Raw genomic sequence first — 16,252 nt, forward strand, 5'->3', positions numbered from 1 at the left:
AACTTAGTAACTCCCTGTAACACCGGTTCGCTTGACGCTTTGCGCCACCCACCGGGTCGTCCGAGACCCCGACATGTATCTTCCCGCTCTGCCCCCCTCCTCCTGCGGCGATGACGCCGCCACCCCGCTGCTGCTCAAGCGCGGCGAACGCTTCCTGGCCCCCGACGTCTACCGTACCTGCCTGGACGGGCGCGAGGCGGTCATCAAGGACTATTCCCGCTACCGCGGCACTCCCGTTTCGCTGATCGCGCGGCTGATGGTGCGCCGTGAAGCCCGCATGCTGCAGCGCCTCGGCGGTTGGAAGCATGCCCCTGCGCTGCTCGGCACCCTCGGCGGCCTCGCACTTGGCATGGAATTCATTCCCGGCCAGACCCTGAGCACCGCGCAGGCGGTCGGCAACGACGTGTTCGAGCAGCTGCAGCACGCGCTCAGCCGCCTGCACGCCGCCGGCATCACCCACAACGACCTGCATGGCACCAACGTGGTGGTCAGCAGCGGCGTACCGGTGCTGCTGGACTTCACCTCGGCCTCGCGGGCCCCGCGTTGGCTGCGCCGCAACCCGCTGAGCCGGCAGATGCGCCGTAGCGACATGAAAAACCTGCTGAAGATCCGCCAGCGCGTGACCGGCCAGGCGCCAAGTGCCGCGCAGGCCGCACTGGTGGCCGACCCGGGTTGGGTGGCGGCGGTGCGGCAGGGTTGGAAGCGGTTCTATAAGTGGGCGAAGCGCCGGTAAGCGCTTTGCTTTGGTAGGGGTCGAGCTTGCTCGACCGCTTTACCGCTCTTTGTAGAGTCGAGCCCATGCTCGGCTGCCGTTTCGTAGAGTCAAGCTTGCTCGACTGAAGCGCAGAGCAGTCGAGCAAGCTCGACTCTACAAAGAGCAAGCCGAGCATCGGCTCGGCTCTACAACATCCCGCCGAACGGGTTACAACGCGTCCGCGTCCAGTTCACCGGTACGAATACGCACCACACTGCCCAGGTCGTACACGAACACCTTGCCGTCACCAATCTTGCCGGTGCCGGCCGCCTTCACGATGGCCTCAACCACGGCCTCAACCTGGTCATCGGTCACCGCCACTTCCAGCTTCACCTTCGGCAGGAAATCGACCACATACTCCGCGCCGCGGTACAGCTCGGTATGACCCTTCTGGCGACCAAAGCCCTTCACTTCCGTCACCGTGATCCCGGTGACCCCACGCTCGGCCAGCGCTTCGCGCACGTCGTCGAGCTTGAACGGCTTGATCACCGCCATGACCATCTTCATCGTCTATCTCCTGTCTTCCGGCGTGGAGGATAGCGCCTGAACGCGGCCCGTGCGAAGCCGCTGCCGCCTGTCCGGGCGATGGGTGCCAGCAGTATCCTTGTGCCCGAATGGCCTGCCCGCGCCGGATGCACGGGCCCTACCCCACGGAGCTCCCCATGATCGACCTGAACCACATCGATGACCTCGCCCGTCGCCTCAGCGACCTGGTGCCGCCGGGCCTGCGCGAATCGCGCGAGGAACTGCAGGCCACCTTCAAGAGCGCACTGCAGGCCGGCCTGGCCAAGCTGGACCTGGTCACCCGCGAGGAGTTCGAAGTGCAGCGCGCCGTGCTGCTGAAGACCCGCGAGAAGCTGGATGCGCTGGAAACCGCCGTGCGCGAACTGGAAGGGCGCGGCGCCGCAGAATGAAAAAAGGAGGCGCACCGCGCCTCCCACTACAGAGTATTTCCCGGATGGGGCCTTGCAGCAAGGCCCACCGGGCGCCCTAGACTCGCCGGCCTGTCGATCCGGCAGGACACGCAGGGGCAGTGCCGATGGCGCAGGACACCGAATGGACACCCGTTTCGCATGACAACTGCGACCAGGTCGCCGGGCCGTTCTATCACGGCACCCGCGCTGATCTGGCGGTGGGCGAGCTGCTGAACGCGGGCTACCGCTCCAACTATCGCGACAGTGTGGTGATGAACCACATCTACTTCACCACGATTGCCAAGGGCGCTGGGCTGGCTGCGGACATGGCCCGCGGTGAAGGGCGGCCGCGCGTGTATGTGGTGGAGCCGACCGGGCCGTTTGAAGACGACCCGAACGTGACCAACAAGAGGTTTCCCGGGAATCCGACGCGGTCGTATCGCAGTGCGCAGCCGTTGCGGGTGGTTGGGGAGATTGTGGAGTGGGAGCTTTATGACGCCGAGTTCGTTCGACAGTTGAAGGCGTTTGTTGCTTCGGGGAGTGGGGAGATCATCAACTGATACTGATAAGGAGGAAGATCAGCGCTTCCCCGCGGCCGTTACTTGCAGGGCGTGCTACCTGGTAGCGCGCCCTTCAGCCGTCGCATCGTGGAGTCGAGCGCTCCAAGAAACGACGCGTCGTCGTCCGTCACAAGCCCGCGCGCGCGCACCAGCATCACCTCAGCCCGGCGGCAATTCTCGCTTCCCCCCAAGGAAATGAGATGGGAAGCGAGGCGCTGCATCGCTGCGGGGTCTCCTCTCGAAACGCCCCCTTCCATCCACTGCCTGTACAGCGCTGCATTGCCTATCTCGCGATAGTGATTCTCGACCAGCGCCTGAGCGTATCTGTCACCGGCGCGGGCCCTGGCTTCCATCTGCGCGGCGGACTCGGGGCCGTACCTTCCGCTTCTGCTCCCTGCGATCACATCGCTGGCGGTGCCACCGGGTTTGGTGCAAGCCAGAAGGCATAGCGCCATGCTCGTGAACAAGACCAGTCTCACACAAGCGTTCATCCCGCATCCCCGCATGTTGGGCCGCTCCCCTGATACGGCGTGATCCTAGGGCGGCCGAGTTCAGCCATCAAGCCGGCGCATGACCGGACCCACGCATAGGATCAGGAGCCTCTCCAGATCCACGTTCAAGCCACACGGGCAAGTCTGCTACGGGTCACTGGCCGGCCACTGATCCACTGGAGATGCCCTGCGCGAGCCAGTGTCCGCTCCCGGCCAATAACTGACATATGGGACACCTGGCAGTTCGTCGCGGCCGTGGCGGACCAGCTATCGCTTGACCGCTCTTTATTCTCCCGCATGCTCTCCTATACTTGATGAAAGGGGGGAACAATGATGTTCGAAATTACTGGCGCACAAGTCGCCGACCTCAATGACGCCGATCTACGGACACTCGTCGCACGTCTCGCTTTGGCAGAATTGCGGGCGCAGGGTTGCCCCAGTTCGTCGGTGACCGCTGGCGGTAATCAGGATGCGGCCGATGGCGGGCTTGATGTCCGGGTCGAGTGCCCGTCCGCACTGCCGATGCCAGATTTCGTGCCGAGCCAGCACACAGGGTTTCAGGTAAAGAAGCCCGACATGCCGGCGAGTGCAATCCGCAATGAGATGCGTCCTGGCGGCGTACTACGGCCGGCCATCGCCGAACTCGCTGCTCGCTCGGGCGCCTACATCATCGTCAGCGCGCAAGGGTCGGTCGCAGACAAGCCGCTGAGCGATCGTCGCGATGCGATCCGGGCGCAGCTAGACGATCTGCCTGAGGCCGGGCAGTTACATAGCGACTTCTACGATCGCGACCGGCTGGCTACATGGGTCAATCACTATCCCGGGATTGCCGCCTGGGTCCGCATGCGGCTCGGCATCGGCATGTCGGGCTGGAGCAGCATCGGCGATTGGTGCGGCGTCGGAGTGAGCGAGGAGACGCCCTATCTCTTCAATGACAAGGCTTGCCTAACTGATGAGCGAACAAGCGACCGTGAGCAAATTACCATCGGCGAGGGTATCGCCCGGCTTCGCGCCTCTCTGACCAAAGCTCGCCAATGTATCCGGTTGATCGGCTTGTCCGGCCTCGGAAAGACTCGTCTTGTGCAGGCACTGTTCGAGGATGCTGTCGGCGAGGCGCCGCTGGACCCTGGGCTTGCCGTATATACCGACTATTCGGTCGAAACTGACCCGACCGCCCGGGACATGGCGCGCCAGCTAGTTATCGCACGGCAACGTGCGATCCTGATCGTCGATAACTGCAATCCCGCGACGCACAGCGAACTTGCCCGCATCTGTTCGGAAGCGGGGAGCCAGGTCAGCCTCCTCACGGTCGAATATGATGTTCGCGACGATGAGCCCGAGCGTACCGAGGTCTTTCGCCTGCAATCAGCATCGCCCGAAATGGTGGGAATGTGGCTGGAAAAAACTTTCCCCAATGTGACGCAGGTGGACCGACGCACGATATCGGATTTCAGCGACGGCAACTTCCGCGTGGCGCGCGCCCTCGCCGAAACCCTCGGGAAAGGCGAGACCCTGGGAAAGCTCAAGAGCCGTGACCTCTTCGAGCGGCTTTTTCACCAGCGCAACGAGCCCGACCGGGATCTCCTATCCGCCGCCGAAGACCTTGCGCTGCTCTATTCGATCGATGGCGAAGACACGTCGGAAAGCGGCGAACTTGCGCGAGTTGCTGCTATTCGCGGCGCTTCCGTGGCGACGATATATGCAGCGCTGAACACGCTTCGTCAGCGCGGGATCGTGCAGCTGCGCGGACGGTGGCGCGCGATCCTGCCGCACGCGATCGCCAACCCACTCGCCGGATTCGCCCTCGAACGCATGCCCCCGGCCGATTTCGATCGCTTCTGCGCGTCGCTCACGGCGCGGATGCAGAAGTCCCTTTCGCGCCGCCTCGGCTATCTGCACGACAGCGCCGAGGCACGGGCCGCGGTCGAGCGCTGGCTCGGTGCCGACGGCCTTCTTGGCGATCTCACGGCGTTGGGCGAAGACGGCCTCCAGATCATCACGAATATCGCTCCGGTCGCGCCCGATGCCGTGCTCGCAAGGATCGAGCGGGACGTGGCCGGGCCACGGGGCGCCGAGATACTCGATCCGCAGTCGAGCGACCGATGGCAGTGGATACGGTTGATCAAGCTACTAGCTTACGATCCACCGCTATTCGACTACGCGGCGACATTGCTTGCCCGGTTCCTTTCCGCCGAACCGCCCAATCACAACAACAACTCGGCATCAGACATGTTCGCCGAGCTTTTTCACCTGCACCTGTCCGGCACCAAGGCTTTGCCGGACCAGCGGCGATCGCTTGTGCGCCGGTTCGCGCAATCTGGTGATCCGGCTTTGATGCGTTGCGCCAGCGTCGCCCTCGATGCGCTACTGAAGGCGCACTATTTCAGTTCATCCAGCGAATTCGACTTCGGCGCCCGGTCACGCGACTATGGCTGGCACCCGCCAACCTATGGCGACATCTGGGCCTGGTACAACGGCGCGGTCGACTTGGCGGTCGAGCTTTCGCCAATCATTGAAAACGCCCGGGGCCACCTTGCCCATAGCGTAAGGCAGCTGTGGGATTTCGGTGCCTGTCACGATGCGCTCGAACGGGCAGCGACCCACTTCTCTTCCGAGCGCCCCTGGATCGAGGGGTGGATCGGCTTCCGCACAGCGCTGCGTTTCGAGGGCGACGCTATGCCTGATGAGGTGCGCGCGCGTCTCACCGCGCTCATCGACCGCCTGAAACCGACCGATCTTCTCCATCAGGCCCGCGCGGTGGTACTGGGGCGCAGCAGCTTCGGCTGGGATGTCGCTGACGGTGATGCCGGCGACGGCGATGTCATGAAGCCGTATGAGCGCGCCTCCCAGTTGGCGAAGGAGATCGGAACCGCGCTCGCGCACGACCCGGTGACGCGCGTTGCCTTCATCGCCGAACTGCTCGTCGAACAACATCCGCAGCGCGCCTACGAGTGCGGCATCGGCCTGTCGGATGGTGCCGCCGATCTTGATGCGATGTGGCGAGAACTGCTGGGCCTCTTTTCTGCCGCCGATGTAGGCAGCCGGAATGCGACGGTGCTGGGCGGGTTCATCCATGGCGCACACGCTAGGGATTCGACCTTCGCCGACGCCGCGCTGGAGGATGTGATCGAGAATTCCGATCTCGCCGCGAGCTTGCCCTATCTTCAGGGGCGTGTTGGTATCGATATCCAGGGCATTGCGCGGCTTCGGCGTGCTATTGAGCGTGGCGTCCTGTCGGCGCGGACTTTTCACAGCATCGCCAATGGCAGCGTCGGCGAGTCTCCACCCGACGCGCTTGGCCCGCTGCTCACCGACATCGCCAGTCTCGCCGACGGCGTGGAGATCGCGCTCGATATTCTTCACATGCACTTCTACCGCGATCGGGAGGAGGGCCGACAACGCGCTCCATCCTTGATTGCCGTCGGCCGTGAGCTGCTGCTGCGCGCCGACTTCGGGAAGAAACAGGCGCTTCGCGATTTCGGGCTGCATACCGTCATTCGGGTCTGCTGCGCCGGACCTGATGGCGCGGCGACGCTGCGCGAGATCTGCGCGCGGGTCCGGGCCGGGCTGGAGACCGTCTATCTCTCGTCCTACGATCTTGGTTATGTCTTGAAGGCGCTCTTCGAAACGCATCCCCTCATCGCTCTCGACGAATTCCTGCTTCCTGAGCTCCGGCCGGGGAATCGAGGACTGTGTGAGGGGGACTTCGGGTCTGACACACCCGTGGAAGATGTCGGCGCCGAGACCCTTGTTCAGTGGGCGAATATCGATCCGGATCGGCGCTACCCGCTGCTTGGCAAAAGCATCTCCATGTTCAAGCGGCGGCAGGGCGAAGAGGAGAATGGTGTCTCCGCGCTTTTCCTGGAAATACTGGGCCACGCGCGAGACAAGCGGGCGTTTCTCGGTGATATCTGGACGCGGCTGCATCCGCGCAGCGGGAGTGGTTCGCTCGCCGATATCCTGGTTCGGCGTCGCGCGGCTATTAAAACGCTGGGTGACAATGTCGGAGGCGAGGTTCGGCAATGGGTCACCGACATGCTGCCCGAACTGGAACGCTGGATCGAACATGAGAGCAAGCGCGATCGGGAAGGCGAGCAGAGTTTCGAATAGCTGCTGATCCGAGCATCCTCAGCGCGGCTCTGACGCCGATCCCGGCTCTCGCGGAGTCTTAGACCGGACCCGCTGCCCTTTGCATTTCTGCCCGACGGCTTCGCGCTGGGCGAATGGCCGGTTTTGGCACACCGCTGCCGAACGGCTGCTTAGGGTCGAAGGCGGACGTTACCACCGAGCCAGCCGCCAGGCCGTCTAAATGTCCGCTTTCGGCCAGGAGCGGACATCAAACGCAGAAGTCTTCCTTATCGCGGAATACCGGCGCGAGAGTCTGAGCACCATCAGGCCGGCTAGATACGGGAAGCGCGATTCTCAAGCTCGACCCTTGCCACGCTACTGCAAGATGATTGCAGGCTATTGGCCTTGGTCTACTCCAGCGAGTCGTCACTCCTGCCTTTCCGCATGGATATGGATAGACGAAACACCGGAAACCAAGGAATGATTGGACCAAGCATCCAGCTCTTCTGCAATTGAGCCACTCAGGAGCCATCCGCGGCCGGTGGACTGAGCCGAAGCCAGGGCAAGAACCACAAATTCAGGCCACGATTGCGCGGCATGACGGGAGCAGGCACTCACCATGAAGCTACCCTTGTGATATGGCTCGGCCTGGAGATTGCTGATTTCAAGACCTGCTTGCTCAAACATCCGCGCCGCGACCTTGAGAGCCGCCTGCTGCGATGTGCAATTGGTGAACAAGCGCCAGTACAACTCCATGAGTCCACAATCCTCCAAAAGGCCCTCTGGGCGCGGTTGCGCTACTTATAGCAGAAGGCGCGCACGACCTTTCCCCTCTTGCCGCCCGAGGTGCCAGCATCAAGGAACGGATAGTTGAAGAGCGCCCACGGCTTGAACAGTAAGCACCCTGGCATGAATCCCGAAAAGATCACCTTGAGCTGGGCCGGAGAATCGGGAAGTACTTGATCGGTCCTCTATGTTCCTGTCGCGCGCCCCCATCAAGGCGCAGGCTGCGCCTTCAGCACGCCTGAACCCCTTCGCAGCAGATACAACGCAACCAGGAATGGCCACAACGAGTTGATCGATGAGAACAGCCGCTGTGTCAGCCCTCTGAAGCCCTCCGGGTCCGCGCCCACCACGTTCAACCAGAGATAGACAATCCCCGCGACGCTCACCACAGCAGTCACGGCGTACGTCCTTCGGTTGGCAGACCACGCGCTCAATTCGATATGCGACATCGCCGGTGCAATGATGTTTGCGATACCGATGGTGTAGAAGCCGTGCATCGGATGGCCCATGGGCCAGAGCCCGTTGGTCAGCATGGAAATGCCAAAGACCAACCAGCAGATCGCGCCTACGGCAATCCGGCGACCGGACTCCCGCCATACCCCGATGGCAAACGCCACGAAGCCCACGCCGGAGCCGATGGCGGCAATCCTGGCGCAGATGCTTGCGGTCGTTGGCGCCTGCAGCAGCTCGCTGGCGTGCTGCGCAAGCGGGTTGTAGCCCGGCGCGAACAGGGCGGCAACGCTGGTCCAGAACAGGAACCACGGCAGCGGGACCAGACCCGCGTAGAGAAGCAGTCGGCTGCGGCGTGACACGTACGGTGGTCCTTGTTTGGCCTGCGCCAGTGGGTGGGATCCAGACGAACGCTGCAGAACCTTCCTACTGCGGGCAGGACGATCGTGAGTGACTACAGCAGTAGTCAGATTGCGCGCGGCACTCGGTAGGTTCAATAGGCAAGAAGTCATTTAAACCATCCAGCGGGTGTCGCAGCGGTTCGGTTGCATGAGCGATCACACATGTCCGATGGGCGAGTGCTGTCGCATTTGCCGCGCCTTGCATCTCTGGCGGAAGGTTCTGACGACTCCGTTCCAGAAGTGCCGTTCCGCCTAGCACGCCAAGGCTCTCGCCGCTTCCGGTGCTATGCGACAATGCCGAAAACGTCTCGGGTTTTGGCGGCATTGACCCCTACCCCTTGGCATTCCCAACTACGTCAGGCAACTCTGGTATCGCCACCGAAAACGGGTGGCCGGGCCTCGAAAACCCGAGCTATTAGGATGTTGTTTGCACTTGCCAGCCGGCATCGCCTTGCGTGGTGTCGGCTGGCATTCCGTCTGCCGGCTATGGCGGGCGGGGCGTGGGGGCCTTGTGCCCGCCGGTTTCTTCCTAATAGCCCGGTTTTCGAGCCACGCTCTGCCCGCCACCTTTATCGGTGGCGGCGTCCGCCTGCATGCACGGAGCCTGCCATGACCACGCCGCACTCCCCGCCCCCGCGCCCCATCCAGGAAGCGCCCTTGGCCGCTCCGGCCTTGGACCCCAACAGCCTCATCGCCATCCTGCACGCCATCGGCGCGGGCGCTGCGGCCGACGGACAGCCCTGGCCCGAGCGGCATCACCTGCGCAGCCGGCAGATGCAGTTGTCCGACGCCGACTGCGCGCTCACCGGCCAGCGCATCGTGCAGGAGATCCTGCTGGCGGCCGAGCGCACGCGCCAGAACGGCGAGCCGGAGCAGTACGTGGGCGACCGGGTGATGGAGGGGCTGGTGATGGCCGATCTGGCGCTGACCGCCTACATCCACGAGCGAATGCGACCCAAGGACTGAGCGTGCTCACGGCGCGCACCTTTCTGCCTGTGTGCGGGGTGACGAATGAAGATGCACGGCCTTGCCGCTGCAGCGGTGTGTGTCGCGGTGATCGGCGCGATGTGGGTGGAGTGGCCCGAGCCAGCGGGCGATCAAGTGTGGGCCTACCAGAAGCTACGGCCGGCCGATTACCGCCTGCTGCACAGTGATGCGCTCGGCTTCGTTACCGCGAAGGCATACGAGGGCTTTGAACTGCACGCACGCCATGCCGGGGCAACGTCCTTCGAGATCCGGTGCAAGGGCGTTGTGGTGATGGACGTAGAGAATGCGCCCTCGCGTGTGATGATCCGCATGCCCGCCGATGCACGGTGGCGGGCGCCGGATATCGAACGGCTGCGTATCAGCTTCGAGCGTTGGCTGGATCTGCACCAGAGCCAGGGATGGTTGCTGGTGGAAAGTGCGGGGCCTTCGTGGGTTGCGGCGCGGTTTGGGCACTTCACTGGGTCAGTGCCTGATGAGCAGCGGTGTCTGCTTGGGGCGCTGGGCCGCCATTGACTGTCATCCCCTAACCGGCCCATTCGCAACTCGAAGCCACCAGAAACGACCTGGAGAAGCGGCGAGTCCTGAGACTCACCCGCGCCAAAGGCGATGGTCCTGCCACCCTGCTGCAGCCCCGATGCTTTTCGTTCGCACTTCGGTCGTCAGGCCAGCCGAGAGGTGGACATCGACGCGTTCACGCCAATCCAAGGAATCAGCGGTCGTCGCTTCCAGAAGTCTGCGAAGCAGGAGCAGCAGAAAGAAGCAGCGATTCGGTGCGTACGGCGCTTCACGTTCAGACCATCCCGCCGACCGAGGGCGAACCGCCGAAACACCGAGCTCCTTGTTCCACAACCTGCTGTGATGTGCAACGACATTTCGCACCACGCTGGTGACATGCAGCCAGTTTGCGAAGACTGGCGCTGCCAGCTGCATCTCACCCGCAACAGCCTTCTGTTCTCTGGAGTGCAGCGCTTTGTAGAAACGAGAAAGCGAACCCAGCGACATGACTTCCGTTGCCATCCAGATCGGCACTCTGGGAAACGCTGGTGAGGTGTACTTGTCCTTGTAGTGCCGAATGAACGCCTCCCTGGAGCGGGTCACTTCACTTTCGACGCCGCCGAGCCAATCCGCATACTCCTGCCCAGCGAAGTTCAGATTACGCGACTCCAAGTGGCCGAAGGCGCCATGGGCATGGGCAAAGTGGTAGGTGAGCACGGTCCGCGTTGCTACCTCGATATGGCCGACGGCCTCCATCACCAGGTCTCGAAGCACCCTATCGAACTCATAGAGGCTGACCGCATCCTCGAAAGTCGCTTGATCGCGGAAGTGATCGCTACGAGGAATGCGCTGGGTATAAAGATAGCCCATGAGGCGGTAGTAGCCGACACGCTGCAGGTAGCGATTGGCGTTGGCGACGTCGCCGATGGCCAGCCCGCGCTGCTGTAGCTGATCAAGCTGCGCCTGAATCGAAAGCGGCGGCTTGCGGTAATGGGTCATCCTGACACTCATTTGCGAGCAAAAAAAACCCGCCAATTTGAGCATGTCGCGAACTAGCGCGTCAGAGGCGTGGCGGGTGTGTTGCGTACATTTTAGCGGCTCCGCTTCTTGCCTGCAAGTAATTGTGTGTAGCTTTGGGTGGTTGTAAATGCTTGTTCTAAAAAAACTTTGTGAAAAATCCAACTTGAATTCAGCCATCTCCCGGGCGCCGGTTAAACAATGTGAATTCCCGGCCGATCCAGCTGTAGCAAGCCGCCGCCCCAGCGCTACTCCACGTGATGCCGGTCGAGTTCCGTCACTCAATTGCAGAGACCAACCGCCGGGGAGCAAGAAGCCAAACTTCAACGGATCAACTGACTGCCAGAATCCTCCTAGTCCATTCACCAGCAACTTCCGATATCCCACGCGGAGCGCCTGCCGCACCATCAAGCGTCTTTCTGCGGGAAACCACACATGAGCCTGGCGCTGGTCCACAGCCGTGCCCGCGCCGGGGTCGACGCCCCGCTGGTGCGGGTGGAAGTGCACCTCTCTGGCGGCCTGCCCGCCACCCAGATTGTCGGCCTGGCCGAAACCAGCGTGCGCGAATCCCGCGAGCGTGTGCGGGCCGCCCTGCTCTGCGCTCGCTTCGACTTTCCACAGCGGCGCATCACCCTGAATCTGGCGCCCGCCGACCTGCCAAAGGAAGGCGGGCGATACGACCTGGCCATTGCGCTGGGCATTCTGGCGGCCAGCGGCCAGGTCGATCCGCAGTCGCTGCTGCAGTACGAATTCCTGGGCGAGCTGGGGCTGACCGGCGAGCTGCGGCCGGTGGCCGGTGCACTACCGGCCGCGATTGCCGCCGCTGAAGCCGGGCGCATCCTGGTGGTGCCGCCCGGCAATGCGGCGGAGGCCGCACTGGCCGAGCACGCCGATGTGCGTGTAGCGCGCACACTGCTGGAGTGCTGCGCCGGGTTGGGCAATCCGCGCCTGTTGCCGCCCGTGGAACGCGTGGACACGACACCGTTGCCACTGCCCGATCTGGCCGACGTGCGCGGGCAGGCGCATGCACGACGCGCATTGGAAGTGGCTGCCGCCGGTGGGCACCATCTGTTGTTGATCGGCAGTCCTGGCTGCGGCAAGACACTGCTGGCCTCGCGCCTGCCCAGCCTGTTGCCGGATACCGAAGAGACTGAGGCGCTGCAGCTGGCCGCGATTGCATCGGTGAGTGGCGAAGGACTGGACCCACGACGATGGCGGCAGCGGCCCTTTCGGGCACCGCATCACAGTGCCAGTGCGGCGGCGCTGGTGGGTGGGGGCAATCCGCCCTGCCCCGGTGAGATATCACTGGCCCACCATGGAGTCCTCTTCCTTGACGAGCTTCCAGAGTGGAACCGCAGCGCACTGGAAACCCTGCGCGAGCCGCTGGAATCCGGCCACATCCGCATCGCCCGCGCGGCGCGCAGCGTGCAGTATCCCGCGCGGTTCCAACTGGTGGCAGCGATGAACCCTTGCCCGTGTGGCTGGGCCGGTGACCGCAGCAACCGCTGCCTGTGCAGTGACGAGCGCATCAACCGCTATCGCGCGCGGGTATCCGGCCCGTTGCTGGACCGTATCGACCTGCATATCAGCGTGGCGCGCATGGACGCGGTGGAGCTGCGGGAGAGTACGCCGCTGGGTGAGCCCAGTGCATCGGTGCGTGAGCGGGTGGAAGCCGCGCATGCGCGGCAGCAGGTGCGTGGCGGGCTCAATGCACATCTACCGCCGGCTGCGCTGCGTGCGTGCACAAAATTGAGTGAGGCCGATCAGGATCTGCTGGAGCAGGCGATTGAGCGTCTGCAGCTGTCCGCACGGGCGATGCATCGGATTCTGCGGGTGGCGCGCACGATTGCAGATCTGGCAGGTTGCGAGGTGATCCAGACGGCGCATCTGGCTGAGGCGATTGGCTATCGGCAACTGGACCGGGGAAAGCCGGGGGTGTAACGAAGGATCACGTCAAGATGAAGGAGGCACGCCGCGTCTCGTCAAACTGCAGCCTGTTTACTGGCAGAACGCCGACGCCAAGCAGAAGCCCACGACTGTGCCGTTCCCATATCTCCGCCGGCCCTGCGGCACCAGCTTCCACGGCAAGGACTCGATACACCGGTGCGTAGTCATCCCGTTCGTCCTCGAACGGACAGTCGAGCACCCAGTGCTTTGATGCGCTATCGGTCACCAGCATCAGCCGTGGCAGGTCGTGGAATCCGCGGTACGCGAGGATGCGATATCGCCCCAGAAGAAGATCCATCGGAACTCCCTGCAGATGTGCGGGTCAGCGGCCGCGCCCGAACAATACGCCTCGCCGGGCCAGCAACGCCACCCGACGGCTGACCAGCGCGTGCAGCTCCGCCAGCTCCGACGCCCGGTCAGCCGTCATGTTCCCGCCAAACAGCACCCGCGACAACGCCGCCTCGTCGCTGTCGTGCGGGTGCTGCCACCGGTCCCGGTACACCTTCTGGCACACCAGCCAAGCCAGCCGCAGCCCCCCACCGGGCAACGGACGGACCACGCGCTCGTAGACGTGCCAGAACTGGTACTCGGCCTGCAGGTCGATCACAGGCGCCACGGACAGCGCCTGCCGGGGCCGTCCTGGGCCCCGGATGCCGAACAGCGGGGTTCGCGGGTTGTACTGAGCCATGCCGACAGCATGACCCAGCAACATTGTGGGAACCTTGCGTCGCCGCCAGAAAATCCCTGTTGATTGCGCAAGGCGGGTCTGTGGACGGATCTGGGCACCTGCCTGGGGACCGCCAGGTGCATCCACGCATGGCGTGGATCTACTTAGAAGGTCATCGAGGTGCTGAGCATCAGCTGCCGGGGCGCGCTGCGCTGCAGGGTCTGGTAATCCCCCGAGAACGACGAGCCGGCGATGGTGGCGGTGCCGATGTTGTGGCGGTTGAACAGGTTGCTCACGTCCAGCCGCAGCTCCAGGCCCGGCACGGCGCTGTCCGCACCAAAGCGGTAGGCGGCATAGGTGTTGACCTGCCAGAAGGTCGGCACGCGGATGTCGTTCTCGTAGGTGAAAGGCTGGCGCAGGTAGGAGGTGCTGGTGGCACCGAAGCGCCAGTCACCGAAGTGGGCGGACAGGTCGCTGACCAGCGAGATCTGCGGGTAGCCCGGCTGGGCATTGCCCTTGATCGGATACACCGTATCGCCCACCACGAAATCGCTGTCGTAGTACGAACGGGCCACGGCCACGCCCTGGTAGAACTGCAGATGGTCGGTCAGGTCGGCGGTGATGCCGAGGTCGGCGCCGATCACGTGCATCTTCGGCATCAGCCGCACCGTGTTGATCTGCGCGAACTGGGTACCAATGGCCGCCGACAGCAGGCGGTTGCGGATGTCGTTGTAGAACACGTCACCGGTGATCGTCAGCCGGTCGAAGCGATGCGACGCGCCGACGGTCAGATTCCAGTTCTTCTCCGGGCGCAGCGTGCCGGCCACGCGGTCGAACTCTTCCTGGTCGGTGATGGTCCACGCGGAGGCGGTGTAGCCGATGTTGCCGCGCTGCGCCACGCGATAGCCGTTCATGGTATTGGCCAGGTCGATGAAGGCGTCGGTGGATTCGGTCGGGCTCCAGAACAGCGAGACGTGCGGCAGGAAGTTGCTCTTCGCGCGCAGCGTGCCGTTCACCGGCCGGTCCTTGGCATCGCCGAGGCCGCCGCCGCTGGTGCGGAAGTCCACGGCCTTGAAGCCGACACCCAGCTTCAGCGTGTCGTTCAACACGATGTCGTCCTGCAGGTAGAACTGGCGCGAGCGGGTCACCCAGCTCGATGCGTTGTCGGTCTTGAACGCGGGGCCGTACACATCGAACGGGCCGGTGGCCTTCAGCGGCGGGCCCTCACCCAGCAGCGGCTGCTGGTACCACTCGGTCTTGGCTGCGGCCTTGCTCTTCTCCTGCCAGAAACCGGCGGTGAAGGTGTGCGCGCCGGTCTCGAACTGCAGGTTGAGCATGCCGCCCAGCCGATTCACGCGCGGCGTCTGCACCTGTTCGGAGAACGGTGCGCCGTTGGGCGACGGCACGGTCGGGTCGGTCAGCGTGGCCTGGGTGTGGCTGTTGGCGTTGTACAGCTGCACGTTGCCACTCAGGGCCGGGGTAATCTGGAAGCGATGGTTGATCGAGGACACGCGGTCGCGGGTGATCTGGCCGGTGTCATACGGAATCAGCTCGGACAGCTCACCGCAGGTGTAGGCGCCGCAGGACTTGTCCGCATTCTCCGGCGAGGCCACGTACCACGCCCAGGCATAATCGGGATAGAAGATGTCGGCCTTCCAGCCCAGCTTGCGGATCATGTCGAACGAAATGTTGTTGTAACCCCAGACCTTGGCCTTGCTGTCGGACAGGAACACGGTGAAGTCGCCCCAGGCAACGTCCTGCTGCAGCTTCAGGTCGCCGCGCAGGAAGTTCTGGGTGCCCTCGCCCTGGTACTTGTCGGCGGACACGCGCTGCAGGTCGACCAGCACCTTCGGGCCGTGCTCACCGAGTTGGCCGCTCTGCCCGGACACGGTGGTGACCAGCGTGTTGTTGCTGCCCACGCCCTGTTTCACGCGCAGGCTGGGCGTGTCCTGCAGCTCGCGCAGGCGGTATTCCAGGCTGCCGCCGTTGACGCTGCTGGAGAACACGCTGACCGGTGCGCCACCGGGGCTGACCGTGATCGCGCCGATGCCATCGGGCACGCCCACGTTCACCACGCTGGTGCCGGTGAGCGAGAGGAAACCGTTGTCGTTCAGTGGCACGCCTTCGAAGGTGATGCCCATTTCGTTCATGCGGAAGCCGCGCACGAACAGGCTGGTGGCCGAGATATCCAGGCCCAGCCCATCGGTGGCGGTGTAGCTGGCGCCCGGTACCTGCTTGAGCATTGCCAGGCCGTTGTTGCCGGTGACCATCGCGTCGAGGTCTTCAGCCTTGATGACGTAGCGGTTGGGGCCGACCACCTGAGTAGGCGCAACGGCCGCGCCGCGCGGCGTGGCGATGACCTGCAGCGCGTTCAAGGTGGTGGGGGTGTCATGCGCGGCATCGTGCGTTTCTGCGGCGTACGCAGGTGCGGTGATGGCCGTGATGATGGCCAGAGCGAGGCGCGTCGTGGGTGGGGTGTTCATGGGCTGATCCAGGGTGCAGGGAGAGAGCGGCGCAGGCGCACGCCCAGCGCGTTGCAGCACCGGTGTCGGCGCCCTGGCTGGCGATGCGATTGCGTTGAGGGAGTGACGGCGCGGTGCGCGCCGGTCAGCAGACGAAGGCGATCATCTGCTGCGGGATTCGGTGGGGTGATTTCGACGTGCGAAATTCTTGCATCGCACAGGCGCATTCGCCATTGCGCGGTAGTACAGCGCG

Annotated in this window: 14 protein-coding genes; 7 read left to right on the forward strand and 7 right to left on the reverse strand. The window is 63.8% G+C overall.

Features of this window, described 5'->3' with window-relative positions; genetic code table 11:
- Positions 1–73 precede the first annotated feature (73 nt).
- Positions 74–733, forward strand: coding sequence for an RIO1 family regulatory kinase/ATPase domain-containing protein (locus tag ACZK3J_RS21125; protein WP_478476211.1), 660 nt, complete (start codon positions 74–76; stop codon positions 731–733).
- Between the two features lie 189 nt (positions 734–922).
- On the opposite strand, the gene ACZK3J_RS21130 is transcribed toward ACZK3J_RS21125, so the two are convergent.
- Complete coding sequence (locus tag ACZK3J_RS21130; RefSeq protein WP_005411374.1) at positions 923–1,261, reverse strand: P-II family nitrogen regulator; 339 nt, start codon at positions 1,259–1,261, stop codon at positions 923–925.
- A gap of 155 nt (positions 1,262–1,416) precedes the next feature.
- Between ACZK3J_RS21130 and ubiK the strand changes: the two genes are divergently transcribed.
- The 3 genes from ubiK to ACZK3J_RS21145 all read left to right on the forward strand — a co-directional run bounded on the left by ubiK (position 1,417) and on the right by ACZK3J_RS21145 (position 6,829).
- Entirely contained in the window at positions 1,417–1,668 is a 252-nt protein-coding gene (gene ubiK, locus ACZK3J_RS21135; protein WP_049456468.1) for a ubiquinone biosynthesis accessory factor UbiK, read from the forward strand.
- 125 nt (positions 1,669–1,793) lie between these two features.
- On the forward strand, positions 1,794–2,228 hold the full coding sequence (gene arr / locus ACZK3J_RS21140) for an NAD(+)--rifampin ADP-ribosyltransferase (RefSeq protein ID WP_478476212.1): 435 nt from the start codon (positions 1,794–1,796) through the stop codon (positions 2,226–2,228).
- A gap of 821 nt (positions 2,229–3,049) precedes the next feature.
- Positions 3,050–6,829: a hypothetical protein gene (locus tag ACZK3J_RS21145; RefSeq protein WP_478476213.1), complete on the forward strand. Its 3,780-nt coding sequence runs from the start codon at positions 3,050–3,052 to the stop codon at positions 6,827–6,829.
- 384 nt (positions 6,830–7,213) lie between these two features.
- Here ACZK3J_RS21145 and ACZK3J_RS21150 read toward each other — a convergent pair whose 3' ends face one another.
- Together ACZK3J_RS21150 and ACZK3J_RS21155 are read right to left on the reverse strand one after the other, a co-directional pair.
- Complete coding sequence (locus ACZK3J_RS21150) at positions 7,214–7,543, reverse strand: hypothetical protein (RefSeq protein WP_134950816.1); 330 nt, start codon at positions 7,541–7,543, stop codon at positions 7,214–7,216.
- A gap of 239 nt (positions 7,544–7,782) precedes the next feature.
- Positions 7,783–8,385, reverse strand: a complete 603-nt coding sequence (locus tag ACZK3J_RS21155) for a DUF998 domain-containing protein (RefSeq protein WP_478476214.1) — start codon at positions 8,383–8,385, stop codon at positions 7,783–7,785.
- A 648-nt stretch (positions 8,386–9,033) separates the two neighbouring features.
- On the opposite strand from ACZK3J_RS21155, the gene ACZK3J_RS21160 reads away from it, so the two are divergent.
- Positions 9,034–9,390 carry a hypothetical protein gene (locus ACZK3J_RS21160; protein ID WP_478476215.1) on the forward strand — a complete coding sequence of 119 codons (357 nt, stop codon included), beginning with the start codon at positions 9,034–9,036 and terminating at the stop codon, positions 9,388–9,390.
- A gap of 45 nt (positions 9,391–9,435) precedes the next feature.
- A complete protein-coding gene (locus ACZK3J_RS21165) occupies positions 9,436–9,924 on the forward strand; it encodes a cold-shock protein (protein ID WP_478476216.1) in 489 nt (162 codons plus the stop codon).
- A gap of 75 nt (positions 9,925–9,999) precedes the next feature.
- Here the strand turns inward: ACZK3J_RS21165 and ACZK3J_RS21170 are convergent, their stop codons facing one another.
- Complete coding sequence (locus tag ACZK3J_RS21170) at positions 10,000–10,905, reverse strand: Abi family protein (protein WP_478476217.1); 906 nt, start codon at positions 10,903–10,905, stop codon at positions 10,000–10,002.
- Positions 10,906–11,358: 453 nt separating this feature from the next.
- Between ACZK3J_RS21170 and ACZK3J_RS21175 the strand changes: the two genes are divergently transcribed.
- Positions 11,359–12,864: a YifB family Mg chelatase-like AAA ATPase gene (locus ACZK3J_RS21175; protein WP_478476218.1), complete on the forward strand. Its 1,506-nt coding sequence runs from the start codon at positions 11,359–11,361 to the stop codon at positions 12,862–12,864.
- A gap of 7 nt (positions 12,865–12,871) precedes the next feature.
- Here the strand turns inward: ACZK3J_RS21175 and ACZK3J_RS21180 are convergent, their stop codons facing one another.
- The 3 genes from ACZK3J_RS21180 to ACZK3J_RS21190 all read right to left on the reverse strand — a co-directional run bounded on the left by ACZK3J_RS21180 (position 12,872) and on the right by ACZK3J_RS21190 (position 16,020).
- Positions 12,872–13,168 (reverse strand): hypothetical protein, encoded by a 297-nt coding sequence (locus ACZK3J_RS21180; protein ID WP_032127110.1) that lies wholly within the window; start codon positions 13,166–13,168, stop codon positions 12,872–12,874.
- Between the two features lie 24 nt (positions 13,169–13,192).
- Positions 13,193–13,582: a hypothetical protein gene (locus tag ACZK3J_RS21185; RefSeq protein ID WP_478476219.1), complete on the reverse strand. Its 390-nt coding sequence runs from the start codon at positions 13,580–13,582 to the stop codon at positions 13,193–13,195.
- Between the two features lie 119 nt (positions 13,583–13,701).
- Entirely contained in the window at positions 13,702–16,020 is a 2,319-nt protein-coding gene (locus ACZK3J_RS21190) for a TonB-dependent receptor (RefSeq protein WP_478476220.1), read from the reverse strand.
- Positions 16,021–16,252: the final 232 nt, after the last annotated feature.

The sequence above is a fragment of the Stenotrophomonas sp. 86428_Sma genome, assembly GCF_056481585.1.